Here is an 18,556-nt window from a genome sequence, read left to right on the forward strand (position 1 = left end):
TCCCAATCTTTACGAAGCATAGAATGCGTAAAAGAGCGTGACTTGCTTGATCGTATCAAGCTCTTTGTCTAAATCCAACTCCGGGTCCAAATAATAGACAACCGGCATTTCCTTAACTTCACCCGGTGCCAAAACTTGCTCGGTGAAGCAAAAACATTCAATCTTGTTGAAATATGATCCCGCAATGGCCGGGGCCACATTAAAGGCCGCTGTTGTTGCCAACGGCTTATCGCTTAAGTTCGTTGCGGTATATACTATCTTTACCTTCGAACCGATTTTGTCGATCGACATTTTTGCCGGCTTCACGTCAAGCGCCAAACTCGCGTCAACGCTGGCGGTAAAGCGCACAGCCATTTCACGATCAATAATGCTGACAGCGTTATCATCTGTGCGCTTCGTGGTACCGCCATAGCCGGTGACCTGGCAAAAAATCTGATATAATGGCACTGCGGCATAGGCCATGCCCACCATGCCAGCCACAACGAGCAGCAGCGCAATCGCAACTCGTTTGTTGCGAACATCTTTTGTTGGAGCTGTCAGGTTTAGATTGGCCACGTGCGGAACCCTACAAAGGCCGTTGGAGGATGGCTGGGCCGATCTTCACAATGGTTACGGCGTAGAACAGAATAGCAAGTGCGCCAAGCACAACCGCCAGCGCAATCGAACGTCTGCGGCGACGCTTTTTCAGCTCTTCGGTTTGCTCAGGTGTGAGTTCTGACATTATGTTATGCTCCCAAGCAATTTGGTTGCGCCAATATCGGCAGCTAATACAAGAAAAATCGCGAACAAATAGACCAGCGAAAAAGCAAACAATTTACGTGCCGCTTTTTTCATTTCGACCAAGTCTTTTTGCCGCCACAGCTTTGTCGCATAAAACACAAAGCCAGCGCTCAAGAGAGCTGCTGCAACACCATAAGCGATGCTGGCAAAACCGATAATTGTCGGCGCGAGCGCAATAGCGGCAAGCAATAGCGAGTAAATGAATATCTGATTTTGCGTGGCGCGTTCACCGGCGACATTTGGCAACATGGGGATGCCTGCCTCTTGGTAGTCGCCTTTTTTATACAGCGCCAAAGCCCAGAAGTGCGGAGGAGTCCACAAAAAGATAATCAAAAACAGAATGACACTTTCAACGGTAATTGTGCCGGTAACCGCAGCCCAGCCGATCATTGGCGGGAATGAACCTGCCGCTCCGCCAATGACAATGTTTTGCGGTGTCCAACGCTTGAGCCACATTGTGTAGATCACGGCGTAAAAGAAAATCGTGAAGGCCAACAATCCGCCAGCAACCCAATTGACCAACAGCCCCAGCGTAAACACTGAAAACGTGGAAAGAATCAGCCCAAAAGCCAACGCCTCTTGCTTGGTGACGCGACCGGATGGAATTGGGCGGGTGATGGTGCGACTCATGATGGCGTCAATGTCAGCATCGTACCACATGTTCAGTGCACCCGAGGCCCCTGCCCCAATAGCAATGCACAAGATGGCGGTAAAGCCAATCAGGGGATGAATTGTGCCCGGCGCAACCAACAACCCCACAATCGCTGTGAAAATCACAAGCGACATAACGCGCGGTTTGAGCAGCGCAAAATAGTCTTCTACATCCGCAGAAGAATAAAGAGGCCGTTCATTTTCGTCGCTGACAACTGCCATTATTGGATCATGCCTTGATCTGTTTTAAAATCCCGCCGCACGATTGCGCGACGGGAGGAACTCACATTCACTACTTAATTTTTGGTAGTGTTTCGAACTGGTGGAAAGGTGGTGGTGAAGGCAATGTCCACTCCAGAGTGGTTGCACCTTCGCCCCATGGATTATCCCCAGCTGGACGTTTTTTAATGACTGCTTCAACGATGGTGATCAAGAAAATGATCACCGCGATCATGGTCACGACATAGCCCCAAGACGAGACTTGGTTCCACCAAGCAAACGCTTCAGGATAGTCGATGTAACGCCTTGGCATGCCGTTCAACCCCAGGAAGTGCTGCGGGAAGAAGATCAGGTTCACACCAATAAACATCACCCAGAAGTGTATGGTTGCTAGTGTTTCTGAGTACATGTGGCCGAACATTTTTGGATACCAATAATACCAAGCCGCAAAGATCGAGAACACCGCACCAAGTGAGAGCACATAATGGAAGTGCGCAACCACATAATAGGTGTCGTGCAATGAACGGTCAGCACCAGCATTTGCCAAAACAACACCTGTCACGCCACCAACGGTGAACAAGAAGATGAAGCCGATGGCCCACTGCATTGGTGGACGGAATGACAAAGAGCCACCCCACATGGTTGCAATCCACGAGAAGATTTTTACGCCCGTTGGCACCGCAATCACCATCGTGGCGAACACGAAGTAACGTTGCGTATCAAGCGAAATGCCCGAAGTGTACATGTGGTGCGCCCACACGATAAAGCCAACGAAGCCAATCGCCACCATCGCGTAAACCATCGCCAAGTAACCAAATACTGGTTTCTTTGAGAAGGTTGCCACGATCTGCGAGACGATACCGAAGCCTGGTAGGATCATGATGTACACTTCAGGGTGACCAAAGAACCAGAACAAGTGCTGGAACAAGATCGGATCACCCCCGCCTTCAGGCGAGAAGAATGACGTGCCAAAGTTGCGGTCTGTCAAAAGCATGGTGATCGCACCAGCCAATACAGGCAATGAAAGCAACAACAAAAACGCCGTGACAAGAATTGACCATGGGAACAATGGCATTTTGTGTAACGTCATGCCCGGCGCGCGCATGTTGAAAATCGTTGTGATAAAGTTGATGGCACCAAGGATTGACGACGCACCAGCAAGGTGAAGCGACAGGATCGCAAAATCCATCGCTGGGCCAGGCTGTCCGGTTATCGATAATGGTGGGTAAACGGTCCAACCGCCCCCTGTCCCCATGCCGCCCGGAGGGCCTTCAAAGAACATGGACATCAACAAGAGGATAAAGGCGGGTGGCAACAACCAGAAGGAAATGTTGTTCATACGCGGGAACGCCATATCAGGCGCACCAATCATCAACGGAACGAACCAGTTCGAGTAGCCCCCGATCAATGCAGGCATCACAACGAAAAACACCATGATCAGACCGTGGGCCGTGGTGAATACGTTATACATGTGCTTGCCAGCGTCTAGTGCAGCAGCACTTTGCCATTCAGCGCCATAAACGATTGATGCAAGTCCGGGGAATATTTGAATGCCCGGCTCGGCCAGTTCCCAGCGCATAAAGCCTGAGAGAGCCCCACCAATAATCCCCGCGAAAATGGCAAAGAAAAGGTACATTGTACCAATATCTTTGTGGTTTGTTGAATATACATAGCGCTTCCAACCCGTCGGGTTTGCGTGCGCGCCTTGGTCAGCAGTTGCGGTTGCCATTTGCTTTCCTTGCCTCTTTCCCATTCAACTCTTGGTCCGTATAGAACCCAGAGCCCCTAAATCTTTAATTTGATGCTCTAGTTCAAGCTTGCCAATGTGGTGTTTGCGACTTCAACGTCATCTTCGGTTTTTAGCTTATCAGACCAAGCTTTGAATTCTTCTTTAGACACAACGCGCACAGCGATTGGCATGAAGGCGTGATCTTTTCCGCAAAGTTCTGAGCATTGACCGTAATACATGCCTTCTTTGCGGGCATTGAACCAAGTCTCGTTGATGCGGCCCGGCACTGCATCGGTTTTAATACCGAATGCAGGTACTGCAAATGCATGGATAACGTCTGTTGCTGTAACCAAAACGCGCACGGTTGTGTTCACTGGAACGACAAGTTCATTGTCAACAGCAAGCAATTTCGGCTGGTTCGGCTTCCACTCAAGGCGACCTTTAGTGTTGCCGTCTGTGTCTTCCTTCAACATGTAGGAATCATAGGTTGCATCATTCAGGTCGTTATATGTGTATGTCCAAGACCATTGAACACCAGTGACCGTTACGGTCACTTCAGGCGCTGGTATTTTTTCACCATTTTCGCGCGAGAAGATTGAACTGCCCAAATATTTGCGTTCGCCATCTGGTGTTGTCATTTGATCGGTCAAAACGCCAAATGAGGGAATTGCGATCACAATCAAGATCAAAATCGGCACCACAGTCCAAACGATTTCGACCAAAGTATTGTGCGTAAAGCGCGCCGGCTTTGGATTTGATTTTTCATTGTAGCGCAACATGACCCAGATCAATAACCCAGTGACAAAAATCACTATGATCGTAATGATTGGCATCAACAGGCCGTTGTGAAACGCTGTTATGCTGTCCATGATGGTGGTTACCGATGGCTGAAAGCCAATCGCACCGTCCGTCGGTTGCCCAGTAATTCGCTCCCCAGCTTCTTGAGAAAAAGCGGCGACGGGCATAGCCCAAGCGATGAATATTGATGTGACTTTTGCCAGACGTGCAAGAAGTTTGCTCACGTCAGTCTCCCTTTGCGACATGTTTAACGCCTAATTGTTGAGCATACGCATAAGTGGAGTACACTCCGCTTGTCAAATCGCCTATCCCCAAATTCGGCAGAATCTCATTGTTGACGTAAATCATATCCGAACAATTTGCGCAATTCCAATTGCGCCTTATCGGTGCGACAATTTCCCGTAAGTGTACAAAAATGTATCGTTTTTGAGTGTTTATGCTCAAATATGCACTTGAGCCACGATGATGCCGCAATCCCAATATCAAGAATTAAACGTGTGAAACGCCTTGGCCAAATTGACTATTGGCTTTGTAACGCGCAAAAACGTGTCAAATCTGAATTATTAGCCTCGGGGAATCATTTTGCTCGCTCGTATTGTCGCTCTCATATCGCTTATTAGCTTCTTTGCACTGGCAAATGGCGCTGCATTCTCCCAAGGCATCTTGAAATCTCGGCATGGCGATTGGGAATTGACGTGCGAAAATCCACCGGGTGCAAAGTTTGAGCAATGCGCACTGGTGCAAATTGTGTCCGATGACTCGCAGTCTGGATTGAAACTCAATATCTATGTGATCAAAACCGCTGACGCGAAATACACGCTGCTGCGCGTATGGGCACCGCTTGGTGTGTTGTTGACCAAGGATTTGGGCGTGAAGATTGGCGAACAAGAAATGGTTTGGATGCCGTGGGTACGTTGTTTACCAAGCGGCTGCGTTGCAGAAGTTGCGCTAGATGATGCCAGTCTTGAACAATTGCGGAGCAACAAAAGTGCTTTGTTTGTCATCTTCAAAACCCCTGAAGAGGGGATCGGCATTCCGATTTCGCTTGTTGGACTGGGTGAAGGCTACGATACCCTTCCATAATCTCACAATCTGCTATTCTCGTTTTAGTGATCCTTTGATGACTTGATTTTTTGGTTTCAAAAGACCATTTAGAGTGCCTGATCAGATCGGGCGGACATTTGTGTGGCCTGAATTTAGAAAGCCAAACTATGTCCAAGCCGAGCACCAGCGGCATGAAAGCTACGTTTACACAAGGTTCAACCATGCGCCATGTGGTTATTATGACGACCACATCGGCAATTGGCTTGATGGCCATATTTTTCGTCGACGCGATCACCTTGTTCTACATTTCTCAACTCAACGACACGGCGCAAACTGCAGCCGTTGGTCGGGCTAGCTATGTGTTGAGCTTTGTTATGGGCCTGTCCATTGGCTTTATGATCGGCGCATCTGCGATGGTGGCGCGAACAATTGGCGCAGGTGACGAAGAAAAGTCCCGTTCCTACGCAGGAACCTCGCTAATATCGGCCTTCGCGTTTGGGGTAATTGTCGCCATAATTGGTTACTTGATGACGGATTGGTTGATGAGTTTGCTAAAGGCCGAGGGCCCGGCCTTGGACTATGCCCGCCAATATTTGTACATCGTATTGCCAAGCATGCCGTTTTTGAGCGTTGGCATGGTCACCATGGGATTGTTGCGGTCAAAAGGCGACGCAAAACGGTCGATGTATTTACCTTTGGTCGGCGGCGCGCTGACAGCGGCGTTGGACCCGATTTTCATTTTCGTATTCGGGTGGGAAGTCATTGGCGCTGCAACTGTTTCTTCGATCATGCGGGTCACATTTGCCGGCTTGGGTCTGTATTTTGTGATTGGCACACACAATATGGTTGCGTTGCCGACGCGCGAACGGTTCGTGCGCGACTTGCACAATATTCTCAAAATTGCGCTCCCCACGGTGGCCACCAACCTTGCAGCGCCCGTTGGCGCCTTTTTGATCGCTCAAGCGATTGCAAACTATGGCGATGCGGCAATCGCTGGCCAATCCGTGGTTGACCGACTGATCCCACTGACATTTGGTGTAATCTTCTCACTGTCGGGGGCCATTGGCCCGATAATTGGCCAGAATTTTGGCGCAAATTTAATGACCCGCGTGCGCAGCACCCTACTTGATGGGATCGTATTCAATCTGGTCTATGTGACGCTGGCGTGGAGTGCGTTGTACTTTGCCCAAGACTACATCGTGTCAACTTACAACGCTACAGGCGAAATGGAGAGGGTGATCAGGCTTTTCTGCACGATCATGGCCGGTTCGTTCTTCTTCAACGGCTTTTTGTTCATATCGAACGCTGCTTTCAACAATTTGGGCAGGCCCCTCTATGCAACATTGTTCAATTGGTTGCGCCAGACTGTCGGCGTTATCCCCTTTGTATATTTTGGCGCACAATGGGGCGGCCTTGATGGCATATTTTGGGGTGTGGCGGCAGGTTCTGTTGTGTTTGGCGTCGTACCGGTTATTGCCGCGCTTGCGTTGATCAAGAAACTTACTGTCCAAAACGATCAAGGCATCGAAGCGGTCCCAATCGCCTCATAAAAAAAGCCGAACCGACAGGCAAAATCTGCATGTGGGCTCGGCAAAGTTTAGGGGGGTAGAAAATACTGCGCTAGAGTTTGCTCGCACGTTTGCGGGCAATTGTTAGCCGCCAAAGTGCCTGGTCGTGGCCGACTTCCACCATTTCATGAACATCGGCTTTGGTCAGCCCTATGTCAGCCAATTGGTCGGCATTCAGCGCATTCAAAACGCTAAATGTCTGCTGCTGGCGAATTGAACGCAATACGCGCTCTGCAAAAAGTGAAAAGTTTGTCGCCAGTGTCCGCAGCTGAGAATTAGAAAAGCTGAAGCCTGTACGACGGCTTGTTGAAACAAACGCCATATCAAATCTCCAAAGATGTGTGAAATGCCAAAAAATGCGGCAAAGATCGTTTACAAGACAGAAGATATTGACAAACCCGACATTCGTCTAACAAATAGAAATCATAAGTACGATCAATTTTGGTGATGATAATGGCGACGCCCCTCGACTTGGATCAATTACAAACTTTTGCGGTTATTGCGGATTGTGGCAGTTTCACGGAAGCGGCAAAACGCGTCTTTAAGACCCAGAGTGCGGTTTCGATGCAAATCAAACGGCTTGAAGAGAGATTGGGCACCCGATTGTTGGTGCGCGATGGCCGCCGGGTCACGGTGACCCACGCTGGGGAAACGCTGTATCACCGTGCGCGGCGCATGCTGCAAATCAACGCCGACATAGTTGACCTATTTTCAAAAGAGGATTTGTCCGGCACCATCCATATCGGCATTCCCGATGATTATGCGGTGCGGGTTTTGCCGTTGCTATTGTCCTCGTTTCAGCAATCCCACCCAAAAATCCAAATTGATGTAAAATGCCAGCCATCAGAGGAATTGCTGGATGGCGTGCGGACCGGCAAATTTGACATGATCATTTTCACCCAAGGCACCAGCCAGAAATTTGGCGAATTGCTGCGCTCGGAGCCCATGCATTGGATGGTGGGTAAAGATTCAAAGGCGCATGAGTGCACCCCCCTGCCGATCGCGTGCGGCAACAAAGATTGTTGTTGGCGTTTGTCCGCTGAAGACGCATTAAACGATGCTGGCGTTGATTTCCGGATTGCCTACACGTCGTCCAATGCCACCGCGATCACCAGCGCTGTCAATGCCGGGCTTGCCGTGGGGGTGTTGTGCGAAAGTTCGATTACTTCGGACATGCGTATCTTGGGGGCAAAAGACGGTATGCCGCCATTGCCCGATGCTGATATTGCAATGCTGCGGGCGAGCAATGCCTATGGCGGCATTTATAATGCGCTCGCCGAGCATATCAAAGGGAGCTTGGAAATGGTGATTGAGAATGCAGCCTAAGCTGTGCTTTTTGCGTTCACATGGCTATAATCGAAGCCTTTAATTATCAGCCATAAGCTAAGGGCAAGCTCAAATAGACCGCCTGGCAGTGAAAGTGTTACGCCAAATCCGCTGCCGTAAAACTCTGAAACTGTGCCAATCACAAAGACGCAATATCCGACCATCCCCCAAACGGGCAGCCAAGTGGGCACCAGTTTTGTGCGCAACAACACGATGCACATCAAAAATCCGCCAACGCCCCAAATAGTCATACCCGCCTGATAAAGGTAGAAATTGCCTTTGTGCAGCAGCGCTACGTGCTCGATAGTTTGCTCTGGGCCAAATGTTTGGTTGCCACTTAAGGGCAAAGCCAGTGCAAGCATTGCGCCGCCAACAAGCAGAGCAGTTGTGGCGATGCCGGCGAACGCCAGATAAGCCACATGCAAGAATCGACAGAAGGGCTGCAAGATTTTAAACATGATCACCGCCAGCGTCATGTTTGCGATAGTGTGAACGATCACGGTCAAAATGATCGAACTGACAAAAATTGTGCTTCCAGCCTCAATAACGGCAATCGGATCTGGCGCAGTAAACATCCCATCCAGCAGGGCTGTGCCAACTCCATAGGCTAAAAACGTAGAGATGAAGGCGAGACCGTAAGTTCTTGCAGCGACGATATCGTTTGTTTGGTAGGTCATAGCTTTCGTTTCCTTGCATGAGCAATTGTTGTGCTGCACATACCACCCACCTCCCCTCAACGTAATTGACGAATTTTCTTGATCTGATATGCATTAATGCATGGAATGGAAATCGACGAAATTTGATTGGAACCGGGCGCGAGCGTTTTTGATCGCCGCCGAAGAAGGCTCACTTTCAGCCGCGGCGCGGGCGATGGGCGTGGCACAACCAACGCTTGGCAGACAAGTTGAGGCTTTGGAGGCCGAACTTAGCCTCACCCTATTCGAGCGCGATGGTAGGGGCATACAACTTACTCCCTCTGGGATGGCGCTGCTCGAACATGCGCGAGAAATGAACGCTGCCGCCAATCGCTTTTCACTTTGTGCATATGGCCAATCCCAAACCATTGCAGGCAAAGTCTGTATCGCCGCCGCTGAGACACACGCAGCGGTGGTCCTGCCGCCGATTATTGCCAAGCTGCGGCAGTTAGAGCCCGGCATTGAGATAGAAATCGTCGTCTCGAACCATGCGAGTGATTTGCAACGTCGGGAAGCTGACATTGCTATCCGCAACTTCCGTCCATCGGAACCTGACCTTTACGCCAAAAAAGTGCGCGACATGCACACGCAGCTCTACGCCTCCCCCGTCTATTTAGAGCGGATCGGCCACCCGACAACAGCCATGGATCTGTCCAACGCAGATTTCATCAGTTTGGATCACGCAAATATGGTGATGCAAGGTTTGAACGCTGTCGGGTTCAATCTGACCGAAAAGAATTTCCCGGTGCTGACACAGAGCTATTTGGTGATGTGGGAATTGGTGAAACACGGGGTGGGAATCGGCGTTTTGGATGCTGCGATTGGCGACCTCGATCCACAAGTGCAAAGGGTTTTACCAGATTTCAAACCCCTAAAATTCCCGGTTTGGTTGGTTGCACATAGAGAACTCAAAACCAGTCGGCGAATCCGACGGGTTTTCGACTTTTTGGCTGAAGAGCTTGCTGATTAAAACAAGTGCTCGGTGAAGATTCTGTCGATATCACCGCCCCAAATGGAGCGATATGCTTCGAGCATCACTTCGGCCGGGCATTTTTCCAGTTTAAGTGCACGTTCAACCGGATGAAGGAATACGCCTTCGTCAAAGCCTTCCCAGTTTTTCCGGCTTCGCGCAGCCAAACCAGCGCGGGAAATCTCGAGCATGTCGCGGGCAACTTCGCCGACTTTTCGCCCTGCAATTTCCGCCTGGAATGCCGTTTTTGCAACATCGACACGCAGTTGATCGCGTTGTTCTTCTGTCCAATGTTTAACCAAATCCCACGCAGCATCCAAGGATGTTTGGTCGTAAAGCACACCCACCCAAAGCGCTGGCATGGCACAAATGCCTTCCCATGGGCCTGAATCTGCGCCGCGCATTTCCAAGAAACTTTTCAATCTAACTTCGGGGAAAATGGTCGTCAGATGATCTTCCCAATCGGCTTTTGTTGGCAATTCACCCGGGCGTTGTGGCAATTTTCCGTCCAGGAAGGCACGGAAACTTTCGCCCGCGCAATTGATATACTCATCGTCGCGGATGATAAAATACATTGGCACATCAAGTGCATAGTCAACATAGCGCTCAAAGCCCATACCGTCTTCAAAAGCGAAAGGCAGCATGCCGGTGCGGTCTTTGTCTGTGTTTTGCCAGATATGGCTGCGATAAGATAAGTATCCAGATGGTTTGCCATCAACAAATGGCGAGTTGGCAAAAATCGCTGTGGTGATGGGCTGCAATGCAAGGCTTGTGCGCAGCTTTTTCACCATGTCTTGTTCTGACGAAAAATCAAGATTGACCTGAACTGTGCACGAGCGGAACATCATTGATGTGCCCAGCGTTCCCACTTTTTCCATATAGGGTTTCATGATGGCATAGCGAGACTTTGGCATCATCGGCATGTCGTCAAGTGACCATGTTGGTGCAACACCCAATCCCAAAAATTCAAGCCCCATATCGTCCGTGATGGAGCGCAGCATTTTTAGGTGATTGCCGGTTTCCATGCAGGTGTCGTGCAAAGTCTCCAGCGGAGCGCCGGATAATTCCAACTGTCCGCCCGGCTCCAGCGAAACTGAACCGCCATCTACTGGATCTTTAAGGCCTATAATATTGCCCTTGTCCATTAATGGCGTCCAGTTTGTTTTTTCCTGAACGGCTTCAAGAATCGCTTTGATTCCGCGATCACCTTCATAAGGCACTGGCAGGCGCCGTTTGCGGCCAAATACAAATTTTTCGTGCTCTGTGCCAATACGCCAGTCTTCTTTTGGCCGCACACCTTTAGACAGGGCTTCGATCAAATCCGCTTTAGATTCGATCAATGGGCTGGCGACAGGTGAAGCTGACATAAAAAATCCGTTTGTTATGAACGGGCGTCAACCCGAATTTATCCAAATGTGCGCCCGACAATAGCGCGCAAAATTTATGTTTCAATCCTTTTATCGTAAATCACCGATATTTGATTGAATGATGGCTAATGCCGCAACCGCAGCCGTATCTGCGCGCAATATGCGTGGCCCAAGGCTAATCGGCACACAAAACTCTTGGCTGAGTAAGAGTTCACGTTCGGCGCCCGAAAATCCACCTTCAGGCCCTATCAGCAAAGCGATTGGCCGGTCTTTGATGTCCAGCAACCTTTGCGACGCGCCCTCTGCGGGCGCGCTTTCATCCGCAAATACCAGTTTGCGACCTTGGTGAACTTGTTCCCATTGCTCAATCAGTTGCACCAGTGATAACTGGTCATGCACTTTTGGCACATTAAGAACTTCACATTGTTCTGCGGCTTCAATCGCGTGTGTGCGCATCTTGTCGATCTTTAGCGCACCAACTAACTGTGTATGTTGAGTGATGACGGGCTGTAGGTGACCGACCCCCATCTCAGTGGCTTTTTGCACCATATAGTCTAGCCGTGCAGACTTTAATGGCGCGAACATATACCATAGATCAGGCGCGGGCGTTTGAGCTGCGAGCACTTTAATGGCCGCAACGGTTGCACCTTTGCGGTGTGCTTCGGCAATCTCTGCCAAAAATGCACCATCTCGACCATTAAAAAGAACAATTTGGTCGCCTTGCTTTTTGCGCATAACATTGAGCAAATAATTTGTTTGCGGCTGATCCAATTTGAACGGCTTGCCGACACGAAGATCGACTTCGATAAATAAGCGATTTAAATTCTTGTGATGACGGGGCATAGCATTCACGCTTGATTGACAAAAGTTCAACGCCTATTAGCGTTCCTATTAGCTGATACAGAAAATGTGATTATGAGTGAACAAAAATCTGATCGTGTTGCCGATGCTGCAGCGAAAAACTGGGTAGACTTGTTTGCACCTCGTGCATTGCGACCCTATTTACGCATGGCGCGGCTGGACCGGCCAATCGGCTTTTGGCTGCTATTTTGGCCTTGCGCCTTTGGTCTTGCACTTGCCGCGGTTGCGCGGCCACAAACCGGATTTTCGTGGTATTATCTGGCACTGTTTTTTGTCGGCGCGGTGGCCATGCGCGGTGCTGGTTGTACGCTGAACGATATTGTTGACCGCGATATCGACGATAAAGTTGAACGCACCCGCTCCCGTCCGATCCCCTCTGGGCAAGTTAGCGTTAAACAAGCGGTTGTTTTTCTGGTCATTCAATGCCTAATTGGTCTTGTTGTGCTGCTGCAATTCAATGATTTCACCAAACTTTTGGGCATTTCTTCGCTCATTCTGGTGGTGATTTACCCGTTTATGAAGCGTATCACCTATTGGCCGCAGCTATTTTTGGGGCTTGCGTTCAATTGGGGAGCATTGATGGGGTGGGCGGCCATGTTTGGCACCCTGCACTATCCGGCCTATTGGCTTTATGCAGGGTCGATTTTGTGGACCATTGGATATGACACGATTTACGCCCTGCAAGACCGCGAAGACGATGTGCTGATTGGGGTCAAATCCACCGCACGATTGTTTGGCAAATATGCGCGTGAAATCACTGCTGCATTCTATGTTGGTGCATTGATTTTGTGGTGGTTTGCTGTGGATGGTGCGGGGGTTGGCAAAATATTTCTTTATGCTGCCTGGGCTGTTCCGTTGTTGCTGGCGTGGCAAATTGCAACGCTAAAACCGGACCAAGGCTTGAACTGCCTCGTCCGGTTTAAAGCAAATCATTGGGTCGGGCTGGCACTGGCACTTAGCTTATTCATCGAATATAGGTTTTGAATTTGGAGTTTCAAAACCTCGACCCAAAGTGCTGTAATACTCTAGCCTGATACTAAACCCAATTTACGTTTATTCAAGAATTGTGGGCGACGGTTCGCCTGCTGAGCGAGTTGACGACGGTTTGTTTGGTTGCCCAATAGAACACCACCAACATGCTGGGTGTAAGGCACCAAATCGCCGTTCCCGGCCCGGATAAACAAAGGCAAGAGGAGTTTTTTGCCCCAGTTTTGCCATTCAGCAACCACAGCGTGGTTACCTTCTTCTTCAAACACCCGATAATTCAAATCGCTGTCTGAATGAACCAACTCAATCGAACTCGTCAGAATGCCCTCGTCCGAGATGGTTGTTGCAATCGCAACCCCCACATACTCAGAAACGGGAACCTTCATTTTGATAGGGACACCACTTTTGGACAATGTTTTGCGGACCGTTACAGTCTTCACATCTTCTTTAGGTGCGTTATCATTAGCCGGTCGGAGTGCAGGCAGGTTTTGCCCGTTCTTTCCGCTCAGGATCACATTGGACCCTTTAACTGTTGTGCCTTGCAGCATGTTCTTGTGCCTTCCTGTTAACTCGAGAGCTGTTTTTAATTTTTCGCTTCTCGTTGTTGAGGCTTAACCTACAGAAGAGTTTCTCCAATCCGCTTAAAAAATGCGGTTAAATTTTCGTTGTTTCAAAGAGGGTTAGCAGGTTATGACCGGGTATAACGGCTGATTAACCGAAACGGCATGCTTGCGCCTTATATAAAGGTCACATATCAGTCTCACCGGGCACTATTGCCCTTAAGGAGCCATGGATGCCGCACGAAGTCGCGCTCGAATTTGAAGATGATTTGGAATTAATCCGCAGCGCGGCGGTAAGCGCTGGTATCATCGCGACTGGTTTTTTTCGCCAAGACGTAAAAACCTGGACGAAAGAAAATGCCTCCCCCGTCTCTGAAGCTGACTATGCGGTTGACCGATATCTTAAAGCGACTTTGTGTGCTGAACGCCCAGACTATGGCTGGCTGAGCGAAGAAACGGCAGACAATCTGGAGCGCCTGAACAAGGATCGGATATTTGTTGTTGATCCAATTGATGGCACACGCGGTTATTTACAGGGCGACGACGGCTGGACAGTGTGCATTACTGTTGTGGAAAAAGGCCGACCGGTGGCTGGGGTTGTTTACGCACCAATTCGTGACGAACTTTATGAAGCAATTGCGGGCGGTGGCGCGTACTTAAATGGTGAACCGATCCGCCGACGTGCACGCCTTGGCAATATTGGACCAATCATGCCTGCGCCGGGCGCGGTTCATCGCGAGTTGGAAGCGCGCGGCATTTCGTTTGTACGCGGTCCTGCGATCCGCTCGCTGGCGCTTCGTCTGGTGCAAGTGGCCACTGGTGTACTGGATATTGCTGTGTCGCGTCGCGGCGCGCAGGATTGGGACATTGCTTCTGCAAGTTTGATCTTGCAAGAATGCGGCATAAGTCTTGAAGATGTGTGCTGTGGGCCGCCGACCTTTAATAAGCAAGAAATTCGCCATGGTGCTATTGCAGCAATGGTTGAGGACAGTCTAAAAGACGACATTCATGAGGTGCTGCGTTCCATTTATGGATGCCCAGCATAAAAATAGCTTTTAAGTGAAGTGGAAACTTTGTGAGCGAAGAAAACAAACAGCTTTTGCATTTGGTCATTGGTGGTGAACTCAAAGACCTTGACGATATGACATTTCGCGATCTTGACGAAGTCGACATTGTTGGCGTTTATCCAAACTATGAGGCTGCGGCGGCGGTTTGGAAACAAAAAGCCCAAATGACTGTGGACAATGCGCATATGCGCTATTTCGTTGTGCATTTGCACCGCTTGCTCGACCCAGGCAAGAAATAGTCCTCCATGAGTACCGACGTCCACCAACCTGAAAAAGCAGGGTTTTTCGAAAGCGAGGGATTCCGTCGTTTTTTGGGTTGGCACGTCCTTGGTGGCTATTTGCGGTTTACCTCCGCTTCCTCCAAGTTCGTTTACGACCCACCCAACGCCCATGACATCTCTGCTGACTTGATGCCGGCCATCTTTTGTTGTTGGCATGGGCAAGGCATGATGGGCATGAAATTGGTGCCCGTCGCCAAACAACTCTCCATTTTGACGTCACGCCACCCTGACGGGCAAATTGTTGCCGCAGCGGCTGAGAGCTTTGGCTGTTCGTCAATTGATGGGTCTGGTGCCAGCTTCAAGCAAGATGAAGGCACCGGCGGCATGGCCGCGATGCGCGCAATGCTACGCGAAATGAAGCGCGGTCAATCAATCGGCATCACGGCTGACATTCCGCCCGTTCCGGGCCGAAATGTAAGTGATGGGATTGCGCTGCTGGCGCGATTTTCGGGTCGGCCGATTATCCCTTACGCCGTTTCAAGTTCTCGGCGCACGGTTTTGGACAAAGTTTGGGACAAAATGCAGATCAACCATCCGTTCTCGCGGATCACAGCCTGTATTGACGAGCCAATTTGGGTGCCAAAATCTGCAAAAGATTTAGAGCCTTTTTCAAAAGAGCTCGCGATGAAGCTTGATCGCACCACAGCGCGTGCGTTTGAGTTGGCGGACCAAAAGGCTTAATTCGCAGACCCTGCAATAATCCGCACGGCGGCGTCTAGCGCGCCGGGTGGTCCCATGCGCTCAATGCCAATTTTGCCGCGCCGTTCTGCTTCCTTGGCGTCCTTGAGCAATGGTTCAAGCTTATTTGCGATTTGGTTTGCATCCACCGGCGACGTGATGCGGCTCTCCCCCATCAGCCGCTCGTTACGGCGCACACGTTGGGGACGCGCGTCTTCTGGCACTAGCGCAATAACCGGAATGCCTAAACCCGCACTTTGAAACCCTGCGGTGCCCGCCTGTCCCACAACTACGCGGGATTGGCGTGCCAGTGTGCCGATACCCTTTTCAAAGAAATGCACTTCAGTTTGGTCAAACGTGGCTGCAATGGCCAAATGCTGTTCGCCGAGCAAGTTCTGATCAATAAGATTTCGCAAACCTGCCTTTTGGATCAAAGTACCGACGTCAACACCTTGCGCCACCGGCACAAACAAAATCAGTGGATGCTTTTGCGATAAGCGGTTGATCGCTTCCATTTCCACTGCAAACAGTTTTGGTGCATGTTCACGACTGCCCGGCAACAGCGTTATCGCAATCTTGCCGGTCATTAGCGACGCAATGTCCAAATCCAATTCAGGAACGGTGTCCATCATCAAGTTGCCAGCAAAACCAGCGTCGATATTCAATGCGCGCAGTGAGCCCGCCAAAATGTCGTCGCGGCACAAGACTTTGCACACACATCGCTTCAACGCCTGTTTTTCAGCCACCGAATATTGCCGCGCATAACCCGAATTATAAACGTCGAGATGCAAATCAACTTTATGGCCACCTGCAAAAGCCAAGAGCGGGCCAATAATATCGCCGACGGTGACCACTTTGTCCCAACGGCCACGATTGTCGCGCATGAATTTGACGTGTTTTACAGCAGTAAGCGCGAGACCATGTTGAAAATCTTTGAACAGCGAGCCCACCTTACGGTGACCTTCACTCGCCAATTTCCCCCGCGGCCCAACTGTTTCACAAACCCCTTCATAGGATTTACCAGCACCAACCGTTGGCAGCGCTTCAACTAGATCAACATGGTTGGAAAGTTCTCGTGCGAGAATAGCGGCCATTGCATCTTCGCCATAGCCGTTTGAAATAACCAGAACACGCACTATTTTGCCAGACTATTTGCTATCGCCGGAATTGGCTTTCATAGATGCAACAGCATCAATATATGGCTCTTGTTTATCGACGCTCCAATAGTTCAATTCTTCGAGCGGGATTTTTTGCCCCGTCACGGCACAGGTCACATAATGGCCCGGCTCGATGACGGAAAAGTCGGCGTCCAAGTAGCGCAGTTTTGCTTCGCGCTGACCAAATGTTGGTTCAAAAATATTCATCTTATCCTCTTGTCTGGCTCACATATAAGTGACCCCGAACAAAAAATCAAAATAAGCTTTCTTGCCCGTTGTCTGTTTTTTTCGGGCTTGGCTTAGCGGTTTTCTTTGTTTTTGTCGGCGGTGCATCCGCAATAATCGCGGCAACATCGCCGTCGTGCAGACGCAGGGTAACGCCATCGCCCTTCGCAAACGCAGTAGCGGAGCGCGCAACCTGTCCGTCAGCATCAAGCACCAGCGCATAACCCCGGCTCAAAACACCTTTATAGCTCAAAGAGTTGAGGAGTTTTGCATGACTTTCGAGCACTGCTTTGCGTTTATCAATCAGCCTTTGAAACGCAGGTGCCATGGCCTTCGTCATTGGATCAAGTTGCAAACGAGCACGGCTGGTGGGTTGCTTTAGGCCCTGATCCAATCGCGCGCCTAAAGTGCCCAACCGCTCATGCAAGTTTTTGTGCCGCTGCTCAATTGCATTGGCCGAAACCCGGGGCGCAAGCGCGCCGAGTTGTGCGCGTTTTTGCTGCACGAATTGTGTAAGCGCGTTGCCGAGCCGCAGCGTCGCCATGTCTTGGCGCTGACGGGCAGTAGCTGTCAGTTCCTGCGCCTTTGGCATCGAGGCGGCAATGGCTCGCATCCGGTCTTTAAAATTCGACAGGGTGCGCAATTGCGCATTGCGGGTGCGTGAGCCCAAATCTTCGACATAGTTGACCAGTTCAGCCTTAACCGGAACGGCCATTTCAGCCGCCCCGGTGGGCGTGGGTGCGCGCTTATCTGAGGCATAGTCGATCAGCGTAATATCAGTTTCGTGCCCCACCGCAGAGATCAGTGGAATTTGCGACGCTGCAGCCGCGCGCACCACCACTTCGTCGTTAAACCCCCATAGGTCTTCAATCGAGCCGCCGCCACGCGCGACGATCAATAGGTCTGGACGTTTGATCGGCCCATCCGGGGTCATGGCGTTAAAGCCTTCAATGGCGCGGGACACTTCAGCCCCGCATGTATCGCCCTGCACGCGTACGGGCCAAACAATCACATGGGTTGGAAAACGGTCGTCTAATCGATGCAAAATATCGCGAATAACGGCACCTGTTGGCGACGTGATCACCCCAATGGTTTGCGGTAAATAGGGTAATTCGCGTTTGCGATCCGCATCAAACAGGCCTTCGGCAGCCAGCTGTTTGCGGCGCTGTTCGAGCAAAGCCATCAAAGCACCAGCGCCTGCTGGCTCAACATGTTCGATAACAATTTGATATTTCGATGAACCGGGGAAAGTCGTCAGCTTGCCCGTCGCAATAACTTCCATGCCCTCTTCGGGCTTAATCGCGAGTTTGGAAAAAACACCGCGCCAGATTACAGCGTCGATTTTGGCTTTTTCGTCTTTCAAAGCAAAATAAGCATGCCCCGATGCGTGGGGACCGCGATAACCTGAGATTTCGCCGCGCACACGCACATGGCCGAACTTATCCTCAACGGTCTTTTTGACCGATTGCGAGATTTCGGTGACGGTGAATTCGTGGGCGTTGGTTTTCGTATCTTCCATAGCTTCCTCGTGCAACGGATATTTGGTGGCGTCAAGGGTGACGCAACTCCATCAACATGATATGGGAGCGCCAA

21 protein-coding genes are annotated in these 18,556 nt (G+C 50.4%); 8 read left to right on the top strand and 13 right to left on the bottom strand.

The window, feature by feature from the left end; genetic code table 11:
* Positions 1-9 precede the first annotated feature (9 nt).
* The 5 genes from ACJAZW_RS06605 to coxB all read right to left on the bottom strand — a co-directional run bounded on the left by ACJAZW_RS06605 (position 10) and on the right by coxB (position 4,401).
* Positions 10-555 (bottom strand): cytochrome c oxidase assembly protein, encoded by a 546-nt coding sequence (locus tag ACJAZW_RS06605; protein ID WP_415156293.1) that lies wholly within the window; start codon positions 553-555, stop codon positions 10-12.
* Between the two features lie 10 nt (positions 556-565).
* Positions 566-721 carry a hypothetical protein gene (locus ACJAZW_RS06610; protein WP_415156295.1) on the bottom strand — a complete coding sequence of 52 codons (156 nt, stop codon included), beginning with the start codon at positions 719-721 and terminating at the stop codon, positions 566-568.
* Positions 721-1,653 (bottom strand): heme o synthase, encoded by a 933-nt coding sequence (locus tag ACJAZW_RS06615; RefSeq protein ID WP_415156297.1) that lies wholly within the window; start codon positions 1,651-1,653, stop codon positions 721-723. Before ACJAZW_RS06615 ends, ACJAZW_RS06610 begins: the two co-directional genes overlap by 1 nt.
* A 70-nt stretch (positions 1,654-1,723) precedes the next feature.
* Positions 1,724-3,379, bottom strand: a complete 1,656-nt coding sequence (gene ctaD, locus ACJAZW_RS06620; RefSeq protein WP_415156299.1) for a cytochrome c oxidase subunit I — start codon at positions 3,377-3,379, stop codon at positions 1,724-1,726.
* Positions 3,380-3,456: 77 nt separating this feature from the next.
* Positions 3,457-4,401 carry a cytochrome c oxidase subunit II gene (gene coxB, locus ACJAZW_RS06625; RefSeq protein WP_415156301.1) on the bottom strand — a complete coding sequence of 315 codons (945 nt, stop codon included), beginning with the start codon at positions 4,399-4,401 and terminating at the stop codon, positions 3,457-3,459.
* A gap of 514 nt (positions 4,402-4,915) precedes the next feature.
* Here coxB and ACJAZW_RS06630 point away from each other — a divergent pair.
* A complete protein-coding gene (locus ACJAZW_RS06630) occupies positions 4,916-5,260 on the top strand; it encodes an invasion associated locus B family protein (RefSeq protein WP_415156361.1) in 345 nt (114 codons plus the stop codon).
* A gap of 128 nt (positions 5,261-5,388) precedes the next feature.
* The gene (locus tag ACJAZW_RS06635) at positions 5,389-6,771 is read left to right on the top strand and encodes an MATE family efflux transporter (RefSeq protein WP_415156303.1); all 1,383 of its coding nucleotides are present in this window, start codon (positions 5,389-5,391) and stop codon (positions 6,769-6,771) included.
* Between the two features lie 70 nt (positions 6,772-6,841).
* Here ACJAZW_RS06635 and ACJAZW_RS06640 read toward each other — a convergent pair whose 3' ends face one another.
* The gene (locus ACJAZW_RS06640) at positions 6,842-7,111 is read right to left on the bottom strand and encodes a hypothetical protein (protein ID WP_415156305.1); all 270 of its coding nucleotides are present in this window, start codon (positions 7,109-7,111) and stop codon (positions 6,842-6,844) included.
* Between the two features lie 131 nt (positions 7,112-7,242).
* On the opposite strand from ACJAZW_RS06640, the gene ACJAZW_RS06645 reads away from it, so the two are divergent.
* Complete coding sequence (locus ACJAZW_RS06645; protein ID WP_415156307.1) at positions 7,243-8,115, top strand: LysR substrate-binding domain-containing protein; 873 nt, start codon at positions 7,243-7,245, stop codon at positions 8,113-8,115.
* Here the strand turns inward: ACJAZW_RS06645 and ACJAZW_RS06650 are convergent.
* Entirely contained in the window at positions 8,112-8,792 is a 681-nt protein-coding gene (locus tag ACJAZW_RS06650) for a DUF4386 domain-containing protein (protein ID WP_415156309.1), read from the bottom strand. The two genes, ACJAZW_RS06645 and ACJAZW_RS06650, sit on opposite strands and share 4 nt — an antisense overlap.
* Positions 8,793-8,892: 100 nt before the next feature.
* Between ACJAZW_RS06650 and ACJAZW_RS06655 the strand changes: the two genes are divergently transcribed.
* Entirely contained in the window at positions 8,893-9,780 is an 888-nt protein-coding gene (locus ACJAZW_RS06655; RefSeq protein ID WP_415156311.1) for a LysR family transcriptional regulator, read from the top strand.
* Here ACJAZW_RS06655 and ACJAZW_RS06660 read toward each other — a convergent pair.
* Positions 9,777-11,147: a glutamate--cysteine ligase gene (locus ACJAZW_RS06660; protein WP_415156313.1), complete on the bottom strand. Its 1,371-nt coding sequence runs from the start codon at positions 11,145-11,147 to the stop codon at positions 9,777-9,779. The genes ACJAZW_RS06655 and ACJAZW_RS06660 overlap by 4 nt on opposite strands.
* A 90-nt stretch (positions 11,148-11,237) precedes the next feature.
* The gene (locus ACJAZW_RS06665; RefSeq protein ID WP_415156315.1) at positions 11,238-11,990 is read right to left on the bottom strand and encodes a 16S rRNA (uracil(1498)-N(3))-methyltransferase; all 753 of its coding nucleotides are present in this window, start codon (positions 11,988-11,990) and stop codon (positions 11,238-11,240) included.
* Between the two features lie 72 nt (positions 11,991-12,062).
* Between ACJAZW_RS06665 and ubiA the strand changes: the two genes are divergently transcribed.
* On the top strand, positions 12,063-12,992 hold the full coding sequence (gene ubiA, locus ACJAZW_RS06670; RefSeq protein WP_415156317.1) for a 4-hydroxybenzoate octaprenyltransferase: 930 nt from the start codon (positions 12,063-12,065) through the stop codon (positions 12,990-12,992).
* A gap of 41 nt (positions 12,993-13,033) precedes the next feature.
* Here the strand turns inward: ubiA and ACJAZW_RS06675 are convergent, their stop codons facing one another.
* Entirely contained in the window at positions 13,034-13,543 is a 510-nt protein-coding gene (locus ACJAZW_RS06675) for a DUF6101 family protein (protein WP_415156319.1), read from the bottom strand.
* 245 nt (positions 13,544-13,788) lie between these two features.
* Here ACJAZW_RS06675 and ACJAZW_RS06680 point away from each other — a divergent pair, with 245 nt between their 5' ends.
* The 3 genes from ACJAZW_RS06680 to ACJAZW_RS06690 are packed head-to-tail and all read left to right on the top strand — an operon-like array spanning position 13,789 to position 15,584.
* On the top strand, positions 13,789-14,601 hold the full coding sequence (locus ACJAZW_RS06680; RefSeq protein ID WP_415156321.1) for a 3'(2'),5'-bisphosphate nucleotidase CysQ: 813 nt from the start codon (positions 13,789-13,791) through the stop codon (positions 14,599-14,601).
* A gap of 29 nt (positions 14,602-14,630) precedes the next feature.
* The gene (locus tag ACJAZW_RS06685) at positions 14,631-14,861 is read left to right on the top strand and encodes a DUF4170 domain-containing protein (protein WP_415156323.1); all 231 of its coding nucleotides are present in this window, start codon (positions 14,631-14,633) and stop codon (positions 14,859-14,861) included.
* 6 nt (positions 14,862-14,867) lie between these two features.
* Complete coding sequence (locus ACJAZW_RS06690; protein ID WP_415156325.1) at positions 14,868-15,584, top strand: lysophospholipid acyltransferase family protein; 717 nt, start codon at positions 14,868-14,870, stop codon at positions 15,582-15,584.
* On the opposite strand, the gene ACJAZW_RS06695 is transcribed toward ACJAZW_RS06690, so the two are convergent.
* Genes ACJAZW_RS06695 through xseA form a run of 3 tightly spaced genes read right to left on the bottom strand, consistent with a single transcriptional unit; the run spans position 15,581 to position 18,482 of the window.
* Positions 15,581-16,717, bottom strand: coding sequence for a hypothetical protein (locus ACJAZW_RS06695; RefSeq protein ID WP_415156327.1), 1,137 nt, complete (start codon positions 16,715-16,717; stop codon positions 15,581-15,583). The genes ACJAZW_RS06690 and ACJAZW_RS06695 overlap by 4 nt on opposite strands.
* Before the next feature lie 12 nt (positions 16,718-16,729).
* Positions 16,730-16,945: a DUF2093 domain-containing protein gene (locus ACJAZW_RS06700; RefSeq protein WP_415156329.1), complete on the bottom strand. Its 216-nt coding sequence runs from the start codon at positions 16,943-16,945 to the stop codon at positions 16,730-16,732.
* Positions 16,946-16,991: 46 nt separating this feature from the next.
* A complete protein-coding gene (gene xseA / locus ACJAZW_RS06705; RefSeq protein WP_415156331.1) occupies positions 16,992-18,482 on the bottom strand; it encodes an exodeoxyribonuclease VII large subunit in 1,491 nt (496 codons plus the stop codon).
* Positions 18,483-18,556 lie beyond the last annotated feature (74 nt).

This window comes from Maritalea sp. (genome assembly GCF_047634455.1).
Lineage (GTDB): Bacteria > Pseudomonadota > Alphaproteobacteria > Rhizobiales > Devosiaceae > Maritalea.

Excerpts from the sequence above, each read along its gene's own strand:
- ACJAZW_RS06655 (WP_415156311.1), top strand. The coding sequence starts at position 8,893 with ATGGAATGGAAATCGACGAAATTTGATTGGAACCGGGCGCGAGCGTTT.
- ctaD (WP_415156299.1), bottom strand. The coding sequence starts at position 3,379 with ATGGCAACCGCAACTGCTGACCAAGGCGCGCACGCAAACCCGACGGGT.
- ACJAZW_RS06610 (WP_415156295.1), bottom strand. The coding sequence starts at position 721 with ATGTCAGAACTCACACCTGAGCAAACCGAAGAGCTGAAAAAGCGTCGC.
- ACJAZW_RS06640 (WP_415156305.1), bottom strand. The coding sequence starts at position 7,111 with ATGGCGTTTGTTTCAACAAGCCGTCGTACAGGCTTCAGCTTTTCTAAT.
- xseA (WP_415156331.1), bottom strand. The coding sequence starts at position 18,482 with ATGGAAGATACGAAAACCAACGCCCACGAATTCACCGTCACCGAAATC.
- ACJAZW_RS06660 (WP_415156313.1), bottom strand. The coding sequence starts at position 11,147 with ATGTCAGCTTCACCTGTCGCCAGCCCATTGATCGAATCTAAAGCGGAT.
- ACJAZW_RS06635 (WP_415156303.1), top strand. The coding sequence starts at position 5,389 with ATGTCCAAGCCGAGCACCAGCGGCATGAAAGCTACGTTTACACAAGGT.
- ACJAZW_RS06690 (WP_415156325.1), top strand. The coding sequence starts at position 14,868 with ATGAGTACCGACGTCCACCAACCTGAAAAAGCAGGGTTTTTCGAAAGC.
- ACJAZW_RS06650 (WP_415156309.1), bottom strand. The coding sequence starts at position 8,792 with ATGACCTACCAAACAAACGATATCGTCGCTGCAAGAACTTACGGTCTC.
- ACJAZW_RS06615 (WP_415156297.1), bottom strand. The coding sequence starts at position 1,653 with ATGGCAGTTGTCAGCGACGAAAATGAACGGCCTCTTTATTCTTCTGCG.
- ACJAZW_RS06680 (WP_415156321.1), top strand. The coding sequence starts at position 13,789 with ATGCCGCACGAAGTCGCGCTCGAATTTGAAGATGATTTGGAATTAATC.
- ACJAZW_RS06700 (WP_415156329.1), bottom strand. The coding sequence starts at position 16,945 with ATGAATATTTTTGAACCAACATTTGGTCAGCGCGAAGCAAAACTGCGC.
- ACJAZW_RS06645 (WP_415156307.1), top strand. The coding sequence starts at position 7,243 with ATGGCGACGCCCCTCGACTTGGATCAATTACAAACTTTTGCGGTTATT.
- ACJAZW_RS06675 (WP_415156319.1), bottom strand. The coding sequence starts at position 13,543 with ATGCTGCAAGGCACAACAGTTAAAGGGTCCAATGTGATCCTGAGCGGA.
- ubiA (WP_415156317.1), top strand. The coding sequence starts at position 12,063 with ATGAGTGAACAAAAATCTGATCGTGTTGCCGATGCTGCAGCGAAAAAC.
- ACJAZW_RS06665 (WP_415156315.1), bottom strand. The coding sequence starts at position 11,990 with ATGCCCCGTCATCACAAGAATTTAAATCGCTTATTTATCGAAGTCGAT.